This is a genomic window from Microbacterium sp. B35-30 (assembly GCF_010634855.1).
GTDB lineage: Bacteria > Actinomycetota > Actinomycetes > Actinomycetales > Microbacteriaceae > Microbacterium.
In genome coordinates, this window is sequence record NZ_MWLQ01000026.1 from 168,519 (window position 1) to 182,018 (window position 13,500).

At 71.9% G+C, this 13,500-nt stretch carries 10 protein-coding genes, 1 other RNA gene and 1 riboswitch; of the genes, 7 read left to right on the top strand and 4 right to left on the bottom strand.

All coding sequences use genetic code 11. The features are described 5' to 3' along the window. Window positions 1–102 precede the first annotated feature (102 nt). The 3 genes from B2K11_RS14970 to ffs all read left to right on the top strand — a co-directional run bounded on the left by B2K11_RS14970 (window position 103) and on the right by ffs (window position 2,421). The gene (locus B2K11_RS14970) at window positions 103–1,602 is read left to right on the top strand and encodes an APC family permease (protein WP_163619274.1); all 1,500 of its coding nucleotides are present in this window, start codon (window positions 103–105) and stop codon (window positions 1,600–1,602) included. Further along, window positions 1,595–2,293 carry a helix-turn-helix domain-containing protein gene (locus B2K11_RS14975; RefSeq protein ID WP_239526095.1) on the top strand — a complete coding sequence of 233 codons (699 nt, stop codon included), beginning with the start codon at window positions 1,595–1,597 and terminating at the stop codon, window positions 2,291–2,293. The genes B2K11_RS14970 and B2K11_RS14975 overlap by 8 nt, the downstream gene beginning before the upstream one ends. Before the next feature lie 31 nt (window positions 2,294–2,324). After that, window positions 2,325–2,421, top strand: an RNA gene (ffs, locus tag B2K11_RS14980) — signal recognition particle sRNA small type. A 39-nt stretch (window positions 2,422–2,460) separates the two neighbouring features. On the opposite strand, the gene B2K11_RS14985 is transcribed toward ffs, so the two are convergent. Beyond that, window positions 2,461–3,132, bottom strand: coding sequence for an NUDIX domain-containing protein (locus tag B2K11_RS14985; RefSeq protein ID WP_163619276.1), 672 nt, complete (start codon window positions 3,130–3,132; stop codon window positions 2,461–2,463). A 151-nt stretch (window positions 3,133–3,283) separates the two neighbouring features. Here B2K11_RS14985 and pta point away from each other — a divergent pair, with 151 nt between their 5' ends. The 4 genes from pta to B2K11_RS15005 all read left to right on the top strand — a co-directional run bounded on the left by pta (window position 3,284) and on the right by B2K11_RS15005 (window position 10,089). Then, window positions 3,284–5,440: a phosphate acetyltransferase gene (gene pta, locus B2K11_RS14990; RefSeq protein WP_163619278.1), complete on the top strand. Its 2,157-nt coding sequence runs from the start codon at window positions 3,284–3,286 to the stop codon at window positions 5,438–5,440. Between the two features lie 5 nt (window positions 5,441–5,445). After that, window positions 5,446–6,687, top strand: a complete 1,242-nt coding sequence (locus tag B2K11_RS14995; protein WP_163619280.1) for an acetate kinase — start codon at window positions 5,446–5,448, stop codon at window positions 6,685–6,687. A 112-nt stretch (window positions 6,688–6,799) separates the two neighbouring features. Next, window positions 6,800–7,567, top strand: coding sequence for an HAD-IA family hydrolase (locus tag B2K11_RS15000; RefSeq protein ID WP_239526097.1), 768 nt, complete (start codon window positions 6,800–6,802; stop codon window positions 7,565–7,567). Next, window positions 7,564–10,089 (top strand): glycosyl hydrolase family 65 protein, encoded by a 2,526-nt coding sequence (locus B2K11_RS15005; RefSeq protein WP_163619282.1) that lies wholly within the window; start codon window positions 7,564–7,566, stop codon window positions 10,087–10,089. Before B2K11_RS15000 ends, B2K11_RS15005 begins: the two co-directional genes overlap by 4 nt. 109 nt (window positions 10,090–10,198) lie before the next feature. On the opposite strand, the gene B2K11_RS15010 is transcribed toward B2K11_RS15005, so the two are convergent. The 3 genes from B2K11_RS15010 to thiM all read right to left on the bottom strand — a co-directional run bounded on the left by B2K11_RS15010 (window position 10,199) and on the right by thiM (window position 13,376). Continuing rightward, window positions 10,199–11,884 carry a bifunctional hydroxymethylpyrimidine kinase/phosphomethylpyrimidine kinase gene (locus B2K11_RS15010; protein WP_163619284.1) on the bottom strand — a complete coding sequence of 562 codons (1,686 nt, stop codon included), beginning with the start codon at window positions 11,882–11,884 and terminating at the stop codon, window positions 10,199–10,201. Next, window positions 11,881–12,561: a thiamine phosphate synthase gene (thiE, locus tag B2K11_RS15015; RefSeq protein WP_163619286.1), complete on the bottom strand. Its 681-nt coding sequence runs from the start codon at window positions 12,559–12,561 to the stop codon at window positions 11,881–11,883. The genes B2K11_RS15010 and thiE overlap by 4 nt, the downstream gene beginning before the upstream one ends. Continuing rightward, complete coding sequence (gene thiM, locus B2K11_RS15020; protein WP_163619288.1) at window positions 12,558–13,376, bottom strand: hydroxyethylthiazole kinase; 819 nt, start codon at window positions 13,374–13,376, stop codon at window positions 12,558–12,560. Before thiM ends, thiE begins: the two co-directional genes overlap by 4 nt. Further along, a riboswitch (TPP riboswitch) is annotated at window positions 13,367–13,461 on the bottom strand. Its footprint overlaps the gene before it by 10 nt. Between the last annotated feature and the right edge of the window lie 39 nt (window positions 13,462–13,500).

Below are 13,500 nucleotides of genomic sequence, written 5' to 3' on the forward strand. Positions count from 1 at the left end.
CCAGCGCGGGTGTCTCAATCGGGCGATACACGGGCGAAACACGCGGGTAGCGGCCCGGCAACCGCGCCCGCGTAACGTCTCACGGGCACCACCGGAGGCGACATGACCGCACTCGAGCGCGCGATCGCGCGACCCGACCCCGTCCACGACTTCGGGGCGCGTTCACCGCTGGACGGCCTGGATCGCCGCAGCGTGGGCTTCTTCGATGTGCTCGCCCAGTCGGTGGCCGCCGTCGCCCCGGCTGCCGCGGCGACCACCGTCGTGCTGCTCGTCGCCGGCATCTCACCCTCGGCGACCGTGCTGTCGATCGTGCTCGCCGGCGTCCTCAGCCTCCTGGTGGCCCGGACGATCTCGCAGTTCGCGCGGCGGCTGGCCGCTGCCGGTTCGACCTACACCTACACCGCCCGCGGCCTGGGTCCGGGTGCCGGACTCGCGTCCGGCGCGGCGATCCTGGTCGGCTACGGTGCAATCGCGATGTTCGCGCTCCTCGGCGGGGCGTACTACGTCACCTTCCTCCTGGAATCGGCTTGGCCCGAGGCGGGTGGCCCCGGAACGCTCTCCGCGGTTCTGGCGGCGGAGGCGGCCTTCGTCGCCGTCGTGCTCGTGCGCGGCATCCGTCTCTCGTCTCGCATCGCGCTCGTCGTCGAGGTGCTCTCGGTGGCTCTCATCGCCGTGCTCCTCGTCGTGCTCCTGATCCGGATCGGTCCGATCGACCCGGGGCACGTGCTCGGCTTCGCCGGCTTCGATCCCGCTGCGCTCGCCGCCGGCTCGGTCATCGCGCTCACCGCCTTCGTCGGCTTCGAGAGCGCGTCGACGCTGGGCGTCGAGGCGCGTGCGCCGCTGCGCAACGTGCCGCGGGCGATCGTGTGGACGGTGCTGCTGTCGGGCGGGCTCTTCGTCCTGGCGGCGGTCGCCCAGGTCGCGGGCTTCGACGCCATCGGCTCCTCGCTCGCCGCCAGTGCCTCGCCGATCAACGAGCTCGCCTCGGCGTACGGGCTGGGCGGCTGGGGCGTCGTCGCCGACATCGGCATCGCGGCCTCGTTCGTGGCGTGCGCGATCGGCTCGACCACCGCGCTCACCCGAGTGCTGTTCACGATGGGGCGCGACGGCGTGCTGCCGCGGCCGGCGGGCAGAGCGCACCCGAAGTTCGGCACGCCGATCGGCGCGGTGGCACTGGCCTTTCCGCTCATCGCGGGTGTGCCGTTCGTGCTCCTGCTGTCGGGAGTCGACGTTCGCGGTGCGATGCACGCGACCATCGCCGTCGGCGGCGCGGGCTACATCGTCGCCTACATCCTGGTGTGCGTCGCGGCGCCGGTCTTCCTGCGGCGCATCGGAGAGCTCACCGTGGGCTCGGCGATCACGGCGATCGTCTCGGCGGGCGTCCTCACCGGCGCCCTCGTCACCTTCTTCGCGGTCGACGCCGCGAGCGGCAGTGTCGCACTCTGGGTGGTGCTGGCGGTCGGCGCCGTCGCCGCAGTCGCGGTGGCGGTCCGACTGCGTCGCGGCACGCCGTCACTCGCGCGCGTCGGGTCGTACGACGAGCCAGTCGCCTCGGAGGTGCTGGGCGGCATCGCCCGCCGGGAGCGGAGGAGCGGTGCCTGAGAGGGTGTCGCCGGGACCTACCCTGACCGCGCGCCAGCCGAAGGCCGTGCACAGCGCGCTCACCGTGCTGGAAGCGGTGGCGCATCTGGGCGCCGGTGCGACTGCACGCGAGATCTCCCTCGAGCTGGGGCTGCCGCGAGCGACGACCTACCGCCTGCTGAATCTGCTCGTACAGGACGAGTACCTGGTGCGCACTCCTGACCTCGCCGGGTTCGCTCTGGGCGCCAAGGTCGTGCAGCTCGCCGCCGTGGCGGCGCCGCCGGCACGCCTGACCTCGGCGGCGCGCGGAGTGCTCGCCGAGGCGCGCTCAGCGCTGCGCGGCGGCGTGCATGTCGTCTTCTTCGTCGAAGGTCGAATCTCGGTCATCGACGCCGACCCCGACTTCCCGCTGTCGGACGAGCTTCGCCTCGCCCGCGAGCCGGAGCGGTTCGCGATGGGCCGGCTGCTCACGATCGAGCAGGGGACCGCCGAGGATGCCTCGCGCACGGACTTCGCCGCGCTCGGCGCCACTCGCCAGCGGGGTGAGCTCGCCCCGGCATACGGGTGTGTCGCGGTGCCGATCCTCGACGGCACGGGGCGGTTCGCCGGAGCCGTCGGGTTCTCCGGGCCGCGCCACCGGGTCGACGAGCCTGCGGGGGTGCTGGCGGTGCTGCAGCCGGCGGCCGCCCGCCTCGGTCCCCTGGTGGTGTGACGTCACCCCCGCGCGGACCGGGTAGACTGTCAGAAGCTCTCCGCGAGGCGGCATCCAGGCCAACTCCCCCAGGACGGAAACGTAGCAAGGGTAACCAGGCTCTGCCGGGTTCGCGGAGAGTCTTAATTTTCCCGGGCGCGCCGATGGACCCCGCGTTCGGACAGGGCTCAGGGGTCGGCGGCGAAGGGGCCGTCGAGCACCGCCCACTGCAGCAGCATGATGGTCTTCGCGTCCTGGATCCGCCCATCGCGCACCATCGCGCGAGCCTCATCGATGCCGATCTCGAGCAGCTCGATGTGCTCGCCCTCCTCCTGGAGGCCGCCGCGGTCGCCGGTGCGGGTCGAGCCGTCGTAGCGGGCGGCGAAGAAGTGCAGGCGTTCGGTGACCGAGCCGGGGCTCATGTACACGTCCCAGACGTGCTCGAGCTCGCCCACCTCGACGCCCGTCTCCTCGGCCGCCTCCCGTCGGATCGCCGTCGCCGGGTCATCGTCGTCGAGGAGTCCCGCCGCCGTCTCGATGAGCATGCCGTCGGGGTGGTCGTTGACGTAGACGGGGTAGCGGAACTGGCGCGTGAGGAGCACCGTGCGCTGCTCGGGGTCGTAGAGCAGCACCGTGGCGCCGTTGCCGCGATCGTAGGTCTCGCGCTGCTGCGTCTCCCACCGGCCCGCCGGGTCGCGGTACTCGAGCGTGGTGCGCCGCAGCACGTGCCACGCCGAGGCCAGCACCTCGACGTCCGTCACGTGGACGTCCGCGTTGCGCTGCAGGTCGCGTCCGGCCCGGTCGAGGCCCGTGCGGCCGCGGTGATCGGGGACATCGACTCCGGGGCGCGGCTCAGGCATGCCTCGAGCGTAATCGCGCCGCGCCGATGATCCGGCGGCGAGCCCCGGCAACCTGCCTGCCCCGAGGCCGCGGCTGCCTGCTCGCCCTAGAGGACAGCATCCTGCTCGCCCAATAGGCCGCGGCATCCTGCTCGCCCAATAGGGTGGTCGCGTGGCTCAGAGCATCTACATCACCTCGGCCGAAGGCCACTCGGGAAAGTCGACGGTCGCGCTGGGCGTGCTCGATGCGCTGAGCCATGCGACGGCGCGCGTGGGCGTGTTCCGGGCGATCGCACGCTCGACGATCGAACGCGACTACGTGCTCGAGATGCTGCTGGACCACGACGGCGTCGACCTGCCGTACGACGACTGCATCGGTGTCACGTACGACGACGTGCGGCATGATCCGGATGCCGCGCTTGCGACGATCGTCGAGCGCTACAAAGCGGTCGAGGCCCAGTGCGAGGCTGTGGTCATCGTCGGGAGCGACTACACGGATGTCGGCAGCCCTGCCGAGCTCGCCTACAACGCCCGCATCGCGGCCAACCTCGGCGCGCCGGTGCTGCTGGTGCTCGGCGGCCGTTCGGCGCAGAATCAGACCCAGCCCGAGCAGCTCGGGTCATCGCTGCCGCGCACCGCGGACGAGATGGGCCAGATCGCCGACCTCGCGCTCGCCGAGCTGCGTCATGGCCGCGCGAAGCTGTTCGCCGTCGTCGCCAACCGGGCAGAGGCAGGCAACGCCGAAGAGACCATCGCGGCGATCCGTCGCTCGGTCGACGCTCACCGCGGAGAGGCGACGGTGCCGGCCGCCGGGTCGCAGACCTCGGTTCCGGTCTGGGCCATCCCCGAGGATCGCCATCTGGTGGCCCCCTCGATCCGGGGCATCATGCGCTCGGTCGACGGCGAGCTGCTCTCGGGTGACCCGGACCGGCTCACCCGCGAGGCGCTCGCGGTCGTCGTCGCCGGCATGTCGATGGTCAACGTCCTTCCTCGGCTGCTCGAGGGCGCCGTCGTCATCATCCCCGCCGACCGCTCCGAGGTGCTGCTGGCCACCCTGCTCGCCAACGCCTCCGGCACCTTCCCCTCGATCTCGGGCATCGTGCTCAACGGCGGTTTCGAGCTGCCCGAGCCGGTGACACGGCTGATCGACGGACTCGGGTCGAGCGTGCCCATCATCACCACCGAGCTCGGCACCTACGAGACGGCGGTGCGCATCATGGGAACGCGCGGCCGCCTCGCCGCGGACTCGCAGCGCCGGTACGACACGGCGCTCGCCCTGTTCGAGCAGAGCGTCGACACCGACGAACTGCTCGTCGCGTTCGGTCTGGCACGCGCGACGGTCGTGACACCGCTGATGTTCGAGTTCCAGCTCATCGAGCGCGCGCGCGCGCAGCGCCGGCGCATCGTGCTGCCCGAGGGCGGCGACGACCGGGTCCTGCGCGCGGCGGCGACGGTGCTCAAGCGCGGCATCGCCGATCTGGTGATCCTCGGCGAGCCGTTCGAGGTGCGGGCACGCGCGATCGAGCTCGGGATCGACATCCAGGCCGCCGAGGTGCTCTCGCCGCTGGATCCCGTGCACGTCCACAAGTTCGCCGAGGAGTACGCGCGTCTGCGCGCCCACAAGGGCGTCACGCTCGGGCAGGCGTCAGACACCGTGACCGATGTGTCCTACTTCGGGACCATGATGGTGCACCTGGGGCTCGCCGACGGCATGGTCTCGGGCGCCGTCCACACGACCGCGCACACCATCCGCCCGGCGTTCGAGATCATCAAGACCCGCCCGGGCGTCTCGGTGGTCTCGAGCGTGTTCCTGATGGCGCTCGCCGACCGCGTGCTCGTCTACGGCGACTGCGCCGTCATCCCGGATCCCACCAGCGAGCAGCTCGCCGACATCGCGATCTCGTCGGCCGCGACGGCCGCGCAGTTCGGCATCGACCCGCGGGTCGCGATGCTCTCGTACTCGACGGGCGAATCGGGGTCGGGTGCCGACGTCGAGAAGGTGAGGGATGCCACCGCCCTCGTCCGCTCGCGGGCGCCGGAGCTGCTCGTGGAGGGGCCGATCCAGTACGACGCGGCGGCCGACGCCGCCGTGGCCGCGGCGAAGATGCCCGGCTCGGATGTCGCCGGACGCGCCACGGTGTTCGTCTTCCCCGACCTCAACACGGGCAACAACACGTACAAGGCGGTGCAGCGCTCGGCGGGCGCCGTCGCGATCGGGCCGGTGCTGCAGGGGCTCAACAAGCCGATCAACGACCTGTCGCGCGGCGCGCTCGTGGACGACATCGTCAACACCATCGCGATCACCGCGATCCAGGCGCAGGGGGAGTGATCCGCATGACCCCGGTGCTCGTCATCAACAGCGGTTCGTCGTCGTTCAAGTACCAGCTGCTCGACATGGACACCGAGCGCACGCTCGCGTCAGGTCTCGTCGAGCGCATCGGCCCTTCGACAGGGACCGGCCTCGCCCGTCACACCGTCCATGCGGCGGCTCTCGCGTCCGCAACCGGGCCGGCGCCGACGGTGCTCGACGCGACGCGCATCCGCGAGCTTCCGATCCCCGACCACACCGCCGGCTTCGCGGTCATGCTCGAGGCGTTCGCGGCCTACGGTCCGTCGCTCGCCGAGACCCCGCCGGTCGCCGTCGGCCACCGCGTCGTGCACGGCGGCGCGCGGTTCTTCGAGCCCACGCTGGTCACCCCGCTCGTCGAGATCAACATCGACGAGCTCGCGGTGCTCGCGCCGCTGCACAACCCCGCGAACCTGGCCGGGATCGTCGCCGGCCGCACGGCGTTCCCCGACGTGCCGCACATCGCCGTCTTCGACACCGCCTTCCACCAGACCCTGGCGCCCGCCGCCTACACGTACGCGATCGACGCGGAGGTCGCGGCATCCCATCGCATCCGCCGGTACGGGTTCCACGGCACGTCGCACAAGTTCGTCAGCGAAGCGGCCGCCGCGTTTCTCGGGCGGCCGCTCGGCGAGCTCAAGCAGATCGTCTTCCACCTGGGCAACGGCGCGTCGGTCACCGCGATCGACGGAGGCCGCTCGATCGATACCTCGATGGGCTTCACGCCGCTGGAGGGCCTCGTCATGGGCACGCGCTCGGGCGACATCGATCCCGCCGTGCTCTTCCAGCTCGAGCGGCGTGCGGGCATGACCGTCGACGACCTCGACGACCTCCTCAACAAGCGCAGCGGGCTGCTCGGCCTCGCGGGATCCAACGATCTGCGCGACATCCGTGCCGCCGTCGAACGCGGTGAGCCGCAGGCGCAGCTCGCCTTCGAGGTGTACGTCCACCGGCTGCGCTCCTACGCCGGCGCCTACCTCGCCCAGCTCGGCGGCGCCGACGTCATCTCGTTCACCGCGGGCGTCGGCGAGAACGCGCCGCAGGTGCGCGCCGGGGCCCTCGACACGCTCGGATTCGCGGGCGTCGAGATCGACCACGCACGCAACGAGAGCGCCGAGCGCGGCATCCGGATCATCTCGACGGATGCCTCGGCCGTGACGGTCCTCGTCGTCCCGACGGACGAGGAGCTCGAGATCGCGCGCCAGACGCTGAGCGTCGCCCGCCCGTAACCATCGCAGGGTGTCGACCCGGCGCCCGACCGCATTACGCTTGCTGGACGGCACGCTCGCTGTAAAGGCACGCTCGCCGAAGAGGCACCCTCGCTGAGACAAGCATCGTGGTGTGCCGAGCTCACCCGCACTCGCTCCCGGAGGTTCTGTGGCCCACGACGCCCTGCCCGATCTGACCGCGTTCGACGCTGTGCTCTTCGATCTGGACGGCGTCCTGACGCCGACGGCCGAAGTGCACATGCACGCGTGGCAGACCATGTTCGAAGAGCTCTTCGCCGCCTGGGACATCGCCCCGCCGTATACCGAGCGCGACTACTTCGACCACCTCGACGGCAAGAAGCGCTACGACGGCGTGGCGAGCCTGCTGCGCTCGCGCGACGTCGAGGTGCCCTGGGGCGATCCGTCCGACCCGCCGTCGGCCGACACGGTCTGCGGCATCGGCAACCGCAAGAACGCCGTCTTCGAGCGCGTGCTGCGCGCCGAGGGCATCACGGCCTATCCGGGGTCGCTGCGCCTGCTCGACGTGCTCGCCGGCGCCGGCACACCCGTCGCGGTCGTGTCGAGCTCCAAGAACGCGGAAGAGGTGCTGGCGGCAGCCGGCATCCGTGATCGCTTCACGGTCGTGATGGACGGCGTCATCGCCGAACGCGACCACCTCTCCTCCAAGCCGGCGCCCGATGTGTTCGTGGAGGCGGCACGGATGCTGCAGGTCGAGCCCGCTCGCAGCGCCGCGGTCGAGGACGCCATCAGCGGCGTGCGCTCGGCGGCGGCGGGCGGCTTCGGACTCGTGGTGGGTGTCGACCGCGGTGTCGGTGTGCAGGACCTCATCGACGCCGGCGCCCACATCGTGGTTCAGGACCTGGAGGAATTCGTACGATGATCGACCGCGACCGCTTCCCCGTAAACGAGTGGCGTCTGGTCGAGTCGTCGTACGACCTCGACGACGCCGGCGTCACCGAGACGCTGTTCGCCGTCGGCAACGGCTATCTCGGGCTGCGCGGAAACCACCCCGAGGGCCGCTTCGCGCACGAGCAGGGCACCTTCATCAACGGGTTCCACGAGACGTTCCCGATCCGCCACGCCGAGCAGGCGTACGGCTTCGCGGAGGTGGGACAGGCGATCGTCAACGCGCCCGACGCGAAGGTGATGCGCGTGTACGTCGACGATGAGCCGCTGTCGCTCGATGTGGCCGACATCCGCGAATACGAGCGCGCGCTCGACATGCGCGACGGCGTGCTCCGCCGGCACGTGCGCTGGATGACGCCGTCGGGCAAGGACGTCGTGATCGACATGGAGCGGCTCGTCTCTTTCGAGGAGAAGCACCTGGCGGTGATGACGATCGAGGTCACGGTGCTCAACGCCGACGCCCCCGTCACCGTCAGCTGCCAGATGATCAACCGGCAGGACGGGGAGGACGTCTACGGCGGCACTCCCACCGCGCCGAGGCGGGCCGGCTTCGACCCCCGCAAGACCGAGAAGCTCCACGAGCGGGTGCTGCAGCCGCAGGAGTACTGGCAGGACAAGCTGCGCTCGGCGCTGTCGTACCGCGCCACCGACTCGGGGATGACCGTCGCCGTCATCGCCGACCACCTGGTCGAGACCGAGAACGAGTACACCTCGCGCACGCTCATCGAACCCGACATCGCGAAGAACGTGTTCCGCGTGCAGGCCAAGGCCGGCGTGCCGGTGCGGGTCACCAAGCTCGTCAGCTACCACACCTCCCGCGGCGTGCCCGCCCGCGAGCTCGTCGACAGGTGCCGTCGCACGCTCGACCGCGCCCTCAGCGAGGGCGTCGGGGCGGTCCGCGCACAGCAGCGCGCGTGGCTGGACGAGTTCTGGCAGCGCTCGGATGTGCGCATCGGCGGCCACGGCGACCTGCAGCAGGCAACGCGCTGGTGCCTGTTCCAGCTCGCTCAGGCGACGGCCCGCGCGGACGGCCAGGGCGTGCCGGCCAAGGGCATGACGGGGTCGGGTTACTCCGGGCACTACTTCTGGGACACCGAGATCTACGTCCTCCCGTTCCTCGCCTACACGACGCCGCTCTGGGCGCGCAACGCCCTGCGCATGCGCTACCTCATGCTGCCCGCCGCCCGCAGGCGCGCGTTCCAGCTGAACGAGGCGGGGGCCCTGTTCCCGTGGCGGACGATCAACGGCGAAGAGGCATCCGCGTACTACGCCGCCGGCACGGCGCAGTACCACATCAACGCCGACGTCAGCTATGCGCTCGCCAAGTACGTGCGGGCGACGGGCGACGACGAGTTCCTCTACCGGGAGGGCGTCGACATCGCCGTCGAGACGGCGCGGCTGTGGGCCACCCTCGGCTTCTGGCGCTCGAACGACGGGGTGGTCGACGGCGAGGGCGACACGTTCCACATCCACGGTGTCACGGGCCCGGACGAGTACACCACCGTCGTCAACGACAACCTGTTCACGAACGTCATGGCCCGGTTCAACCTGCGCTTCGCGGCGCGCACCGTGCGCGACATGGCGGACGTCGACGGCGAGGTCTACCGACAGATGGTCGACCGTCTCGCGCTGGAGCCCGGGGAGCCCGAGTCCTGGGAGCGCGCCGCGGAGGCCATGCACATCCCGTTCAGCCCGGGACTCGGCATCCATCCCCAGGATCACGTCTTCCTGGAGCGCGAGATCTGGGACCTCGAGAACACGCCGCCCGACAAGCGGCCGCTCCTGCTGCACTTCCACCCGCTCGTCATCTACCGGTACCAGGTGCTCAAGCAGGCCGACGTGGTGCTCGCGCTGTTCCTGCAGGGCAACCACTTCTCGGATGAGGACAAGCTCGCCGACTTCGAGTACTACGACCCGCTGACCACCGGCGACTCGACGCTGTCGGCGGTCGTGCAGGCGATCCTCGCGGCCGAGGTCGGCTATCAGGATCTGGCGCTCGAGTACTTCCGGGAGTCGATCTTCGTCGACCTGGGCGACCTGCACCACAACGCGGCCGACGGCGTGCACGTGGCGTCCGCGGGTGGGGTCTGGACCGCGCTGGTCTCGGGCTTCGGCGGCATGCGCGACCACTTCGGCGAGCTGTCGTTCGACCCGCGCCTGCCGGCCACGTGGCCGTCGCTCGAGTTCGTGCTGCACTGGCACGGTACGCGCCTGGTCGTCACCGTCACGCGCGACCAGCTGCGCGTGCGCGCGACCGAGGGCGAGCCCGTCGGCTTCAGCGTGCGCGGTGTCGGCTACGTCGTCGGCGCGGGCGAAGAGGTCGTCGCGCGCCTCGACGGACAGGGGCCGGTGATCGCCGGTCGCCCGTCGCTCCGCGAGCTCGGCGATGCCCGCCGCGAGGACGGATCGCTGCTGTCGGCCTCGGTGCCGACCGTCACCTCGACGATCCCGATCATCGTGGGCGCGGCGGATATCGAGCACGGCGCCGACGCCTGACCGCCCCGCGACAACAGGAGATCCGGCGAGGACAGGACGATCCGAGGCGATTCGTCCTGTTTCCGCCGGATCTCCTGTTGTGTGCGGGTACGCACGGCGGGCCCGATGGTCACGCGCGGGCGAAGAACTCCCTCTCATGCTCCATCGAGCGGGTGAACGCGGCGCTCATGCGCGCCCGCTCGTGCGGTCCGGCTTCTCGCGCCGCTGCGTCGGCGATCTCGGCCGCACGCGCGGTCGCGGCCGTGAAGCCGGGGTCGCCGTACATCGCGAGCCAGTCGTCGTAGGGGTGCCCGTCGTGGCGCCGGGCCGCCAGGCGGACGCCGAGGTCGGTGTACAGCCAGAAGCACGGCAGCAGCGCGGCGACGAGCTCCCCGTAGGACCGCGCCGAGGCGTGCAGATGGTTCGTGTAGGCCAGGGTCTGCGGAGCGGGTGCGTTCGATGCCGTCCCGAGATGCGACTCGTGCAGCCGTCGCTCCTCGACGATCGAGGACTCGGCCGCGCGCGCCCAGAACGCCTGCTCCTCTGAGTTCGGCGCGAGCGCGCTCGCCTTCGCCAGCACGCGGGAGTACTCGCCGAGGTAGAGCGCGTCCTGGGCGAGGTAGCGCAGGAACGTCTCGCGCGGCAGGCTGCCGTCGGCCAGCCCTCGGACGAAGTCGAGGGCGTCGACGTCGGCGCGCACGGCGGCGGCGGCCGCCCACACCTGCGCCGACCACGACGCGGCGGGGCGGGTCACCACGGCCCCTCCACCCGCCGTCCCCGCTGCCACTCCGCTCGCCGTCCCCGCTGCCACTCCACTCGCCGTCCCCGCTGCCACTCCACTCGCCGCTGGCGCGTCGAGCGGAGCCTCCGGCGGCGGGGGCCCAGGCGGGTCGAGCGGAGCCTCCGGCGGCGGGGGCCCAGGCGGGTCGAGCGGAGCCTCCGGCGGTGGGGGCCCAGCCGCGAACCGCTGTTCGTGGAAGTGGTCGATCGGGCCGTTGCCCTCACCCACCCCCAGAGCGTCGGCGTGCGCGAGCGCGCCGGTGAGCCACGTCTTCGCGCGCACCAGGGCATCGGGCCACGTCGCACCGCCCGCGCGGAGGGTCGCCATCGCAGACGAGAGCGAGCAGCCCGTGCCGTGGGTGTTCCGGGTCGCGACGCGTGTGCCGCCGACCTCGTGGACCGCACCGTCGGCCGCCACGACCGCGTCGGGGCAGTCCGCGCCGTCGAGATGCCCGCCCTTGAGCAGCACTGCCGTCCCCGTCTCGCTCGCGAGAGCCCGCGCGTCGGCGAGTGCCTGCACCCAGGCTGTCGCCCGTGGGCGGCGGACGAGCACGGCCAGCTCCGCGAGGTTCGGGGTGATGAGATCCACCTCGCGCGCGAGTGCGCGCAGCGCCTCCTCGGCGGCGGGGTCGAGCAGCCGGTCGCCGCTGGTCGCCACCATGACCGGGTCGAGCACGACGATCGGCGGGCGCACGCGGTCGAGCCACTCCCGCACGGCGCCGATGATCTCGGCGGACTGCAGCATCCCGATCTTCACTGCGTCGATCTCGACGTCATCCGACACGGCGTCGAGCTGCGCGACGAGGAACGCCGTCGGCGGCACATGCACCTCGCGCACGCCGCGTGTGTTCTGGGCGACGAGGGCGGTCACCACCGCCATGCCGTAGCCGCCCAGCGCGGCGATGGACTTGAGGTCGGCGTGGATGCCCGCGCCGCCCGTGGGGTCGGTGCCGGCGATGCTCAGCACGCGCGGGATCGCGTGCCCGCGATGCGGCGCCTCCTCGACGGCGGGTTGCGCGACGAGCGCGCCGCTCACCGCGCCACCTCCTGGGCCTCGAGCGTGAGCGCGTCGGCGGCGCTGCGGAGGGCGCGCGACGCCGCAGCGGGATCGTCGGCTCCGCAGATCGCCGAGACCACCGCGACACCGGCTGCGCCGGCTTCCCGCAGCGGTGCGACGTCGCTCAGGCGCACTCCGCCGATCGCGACGCAGGGCACCCTCGTGCTCGTCGCGAACGCTGCGAAGCCGTCGATGCCGAGCGCCGGCGGGTGGTCGGGTTTGGTGGAGGTCGGCCGGATCACGCCGACTCCGAGGTAGTCGACGGTGCCGGAGAGCAGAGCGGATGCTGCAGCCCGGTGCTCCGGCGAGTTCGCCGTCCACCCGATGACGGCGTCCGCGCCGAGCAGGCGTCGCGCCGTCTCAGGCGGCAGGTCGGCCTGGCCGAGGTGGACGCCGTCGACGCGTGCTCCCGCATCGCGGGCGGCGACCGCGACGTCGACGCGGTCGTTGATCAGGAGCAGGCAGCGGCGGTCGACGACATCCGCCATCCGCACCGCCTGCCGCAGCAGTTCGCGCGCGCTGACGGACTTGGCGCGCAGCTGAACGACGTCGACTCCTGCGCCGACCGCGGCGTCGACGACGTCGAGCAGCCGGTCGAACGGCACGCGGTCGTCGGTCACGAGATGCACCGCGAGGCGCCCGGCGGTGCGGATCATCGAGCCGCGAGCGCGCCCGCGACGCGCGCATCGAGTTCGGCGGGCGCCGCTGCCACGGCGTCGAGCGCATCCAGGAAGGCCACGGCGAACGATCCCGGCCCCTCCGACCGCGCCGCGGCCCGCTCCGAGGCGACCGCGTAGAGGGCGGATGCCGATACCGCAGCCTCCAGCGGGGCGCACACACCGAGCAGCGCGGCCATCACCGCGCCGAGCGAGCAGCCGCCGCCGGTGACGCGGGTGAGGAGCGCGTGGCCGCCGTGGATCCGCACGATCCGCTCGCCGTCGGTCACGAGATCGACCGGGCCCGACACGGCGACCACGCCGCCGGACCGCAGCGCGAGCGATCGCGCGGCGCCGGCTGCGGCATCCGTGCCGTCCGTGGCATCGACGCCGCGACCACCGGCGCCCTCACCGGCCAGCGCAAGGATCTCGGAGGCGTTGCCGCGGATGATCGCCGGACGGTGCTCGAGCAATTCGGCCGCGAGAGCCGTGCGCACCGGGAGCACACCGACCGCGACGGGGTCGAGCACCCACCGCGACGTGTGACGAACGGCCTCGCGGGCGGCATCGCGCTGCTCGGCGGTCGGGGTGCCGAGGTTGACCAGCACACCGTCGGCGACGCCTGCGAACAGTCCCGCCTCACCCGGGATGTCGCACATCGCCGGCGCCGCGCCGACGGCGAGGAGGGCGTTGGCGGTGAAGTTCGTCACCACCGCGTTGGTGATGCATTGCACCAAGGGCGAGGCCTCGCGCAGCGCCGTCAGCCCGGCGGCGGGGGAGAGGGTGGACAGGTGGTCTTCGGCGCGCGCGTTCATCGCGACATCCCTTCGCTCGCATGATCGAGATCAGGTTCGACGGGTGTCTTCTCAGCCCGCCGCGCGGGCACCCCGTGTCACTGCCGAGCAATCTAGCAGGCGGCGCGAGCGGCCACCGCGATGT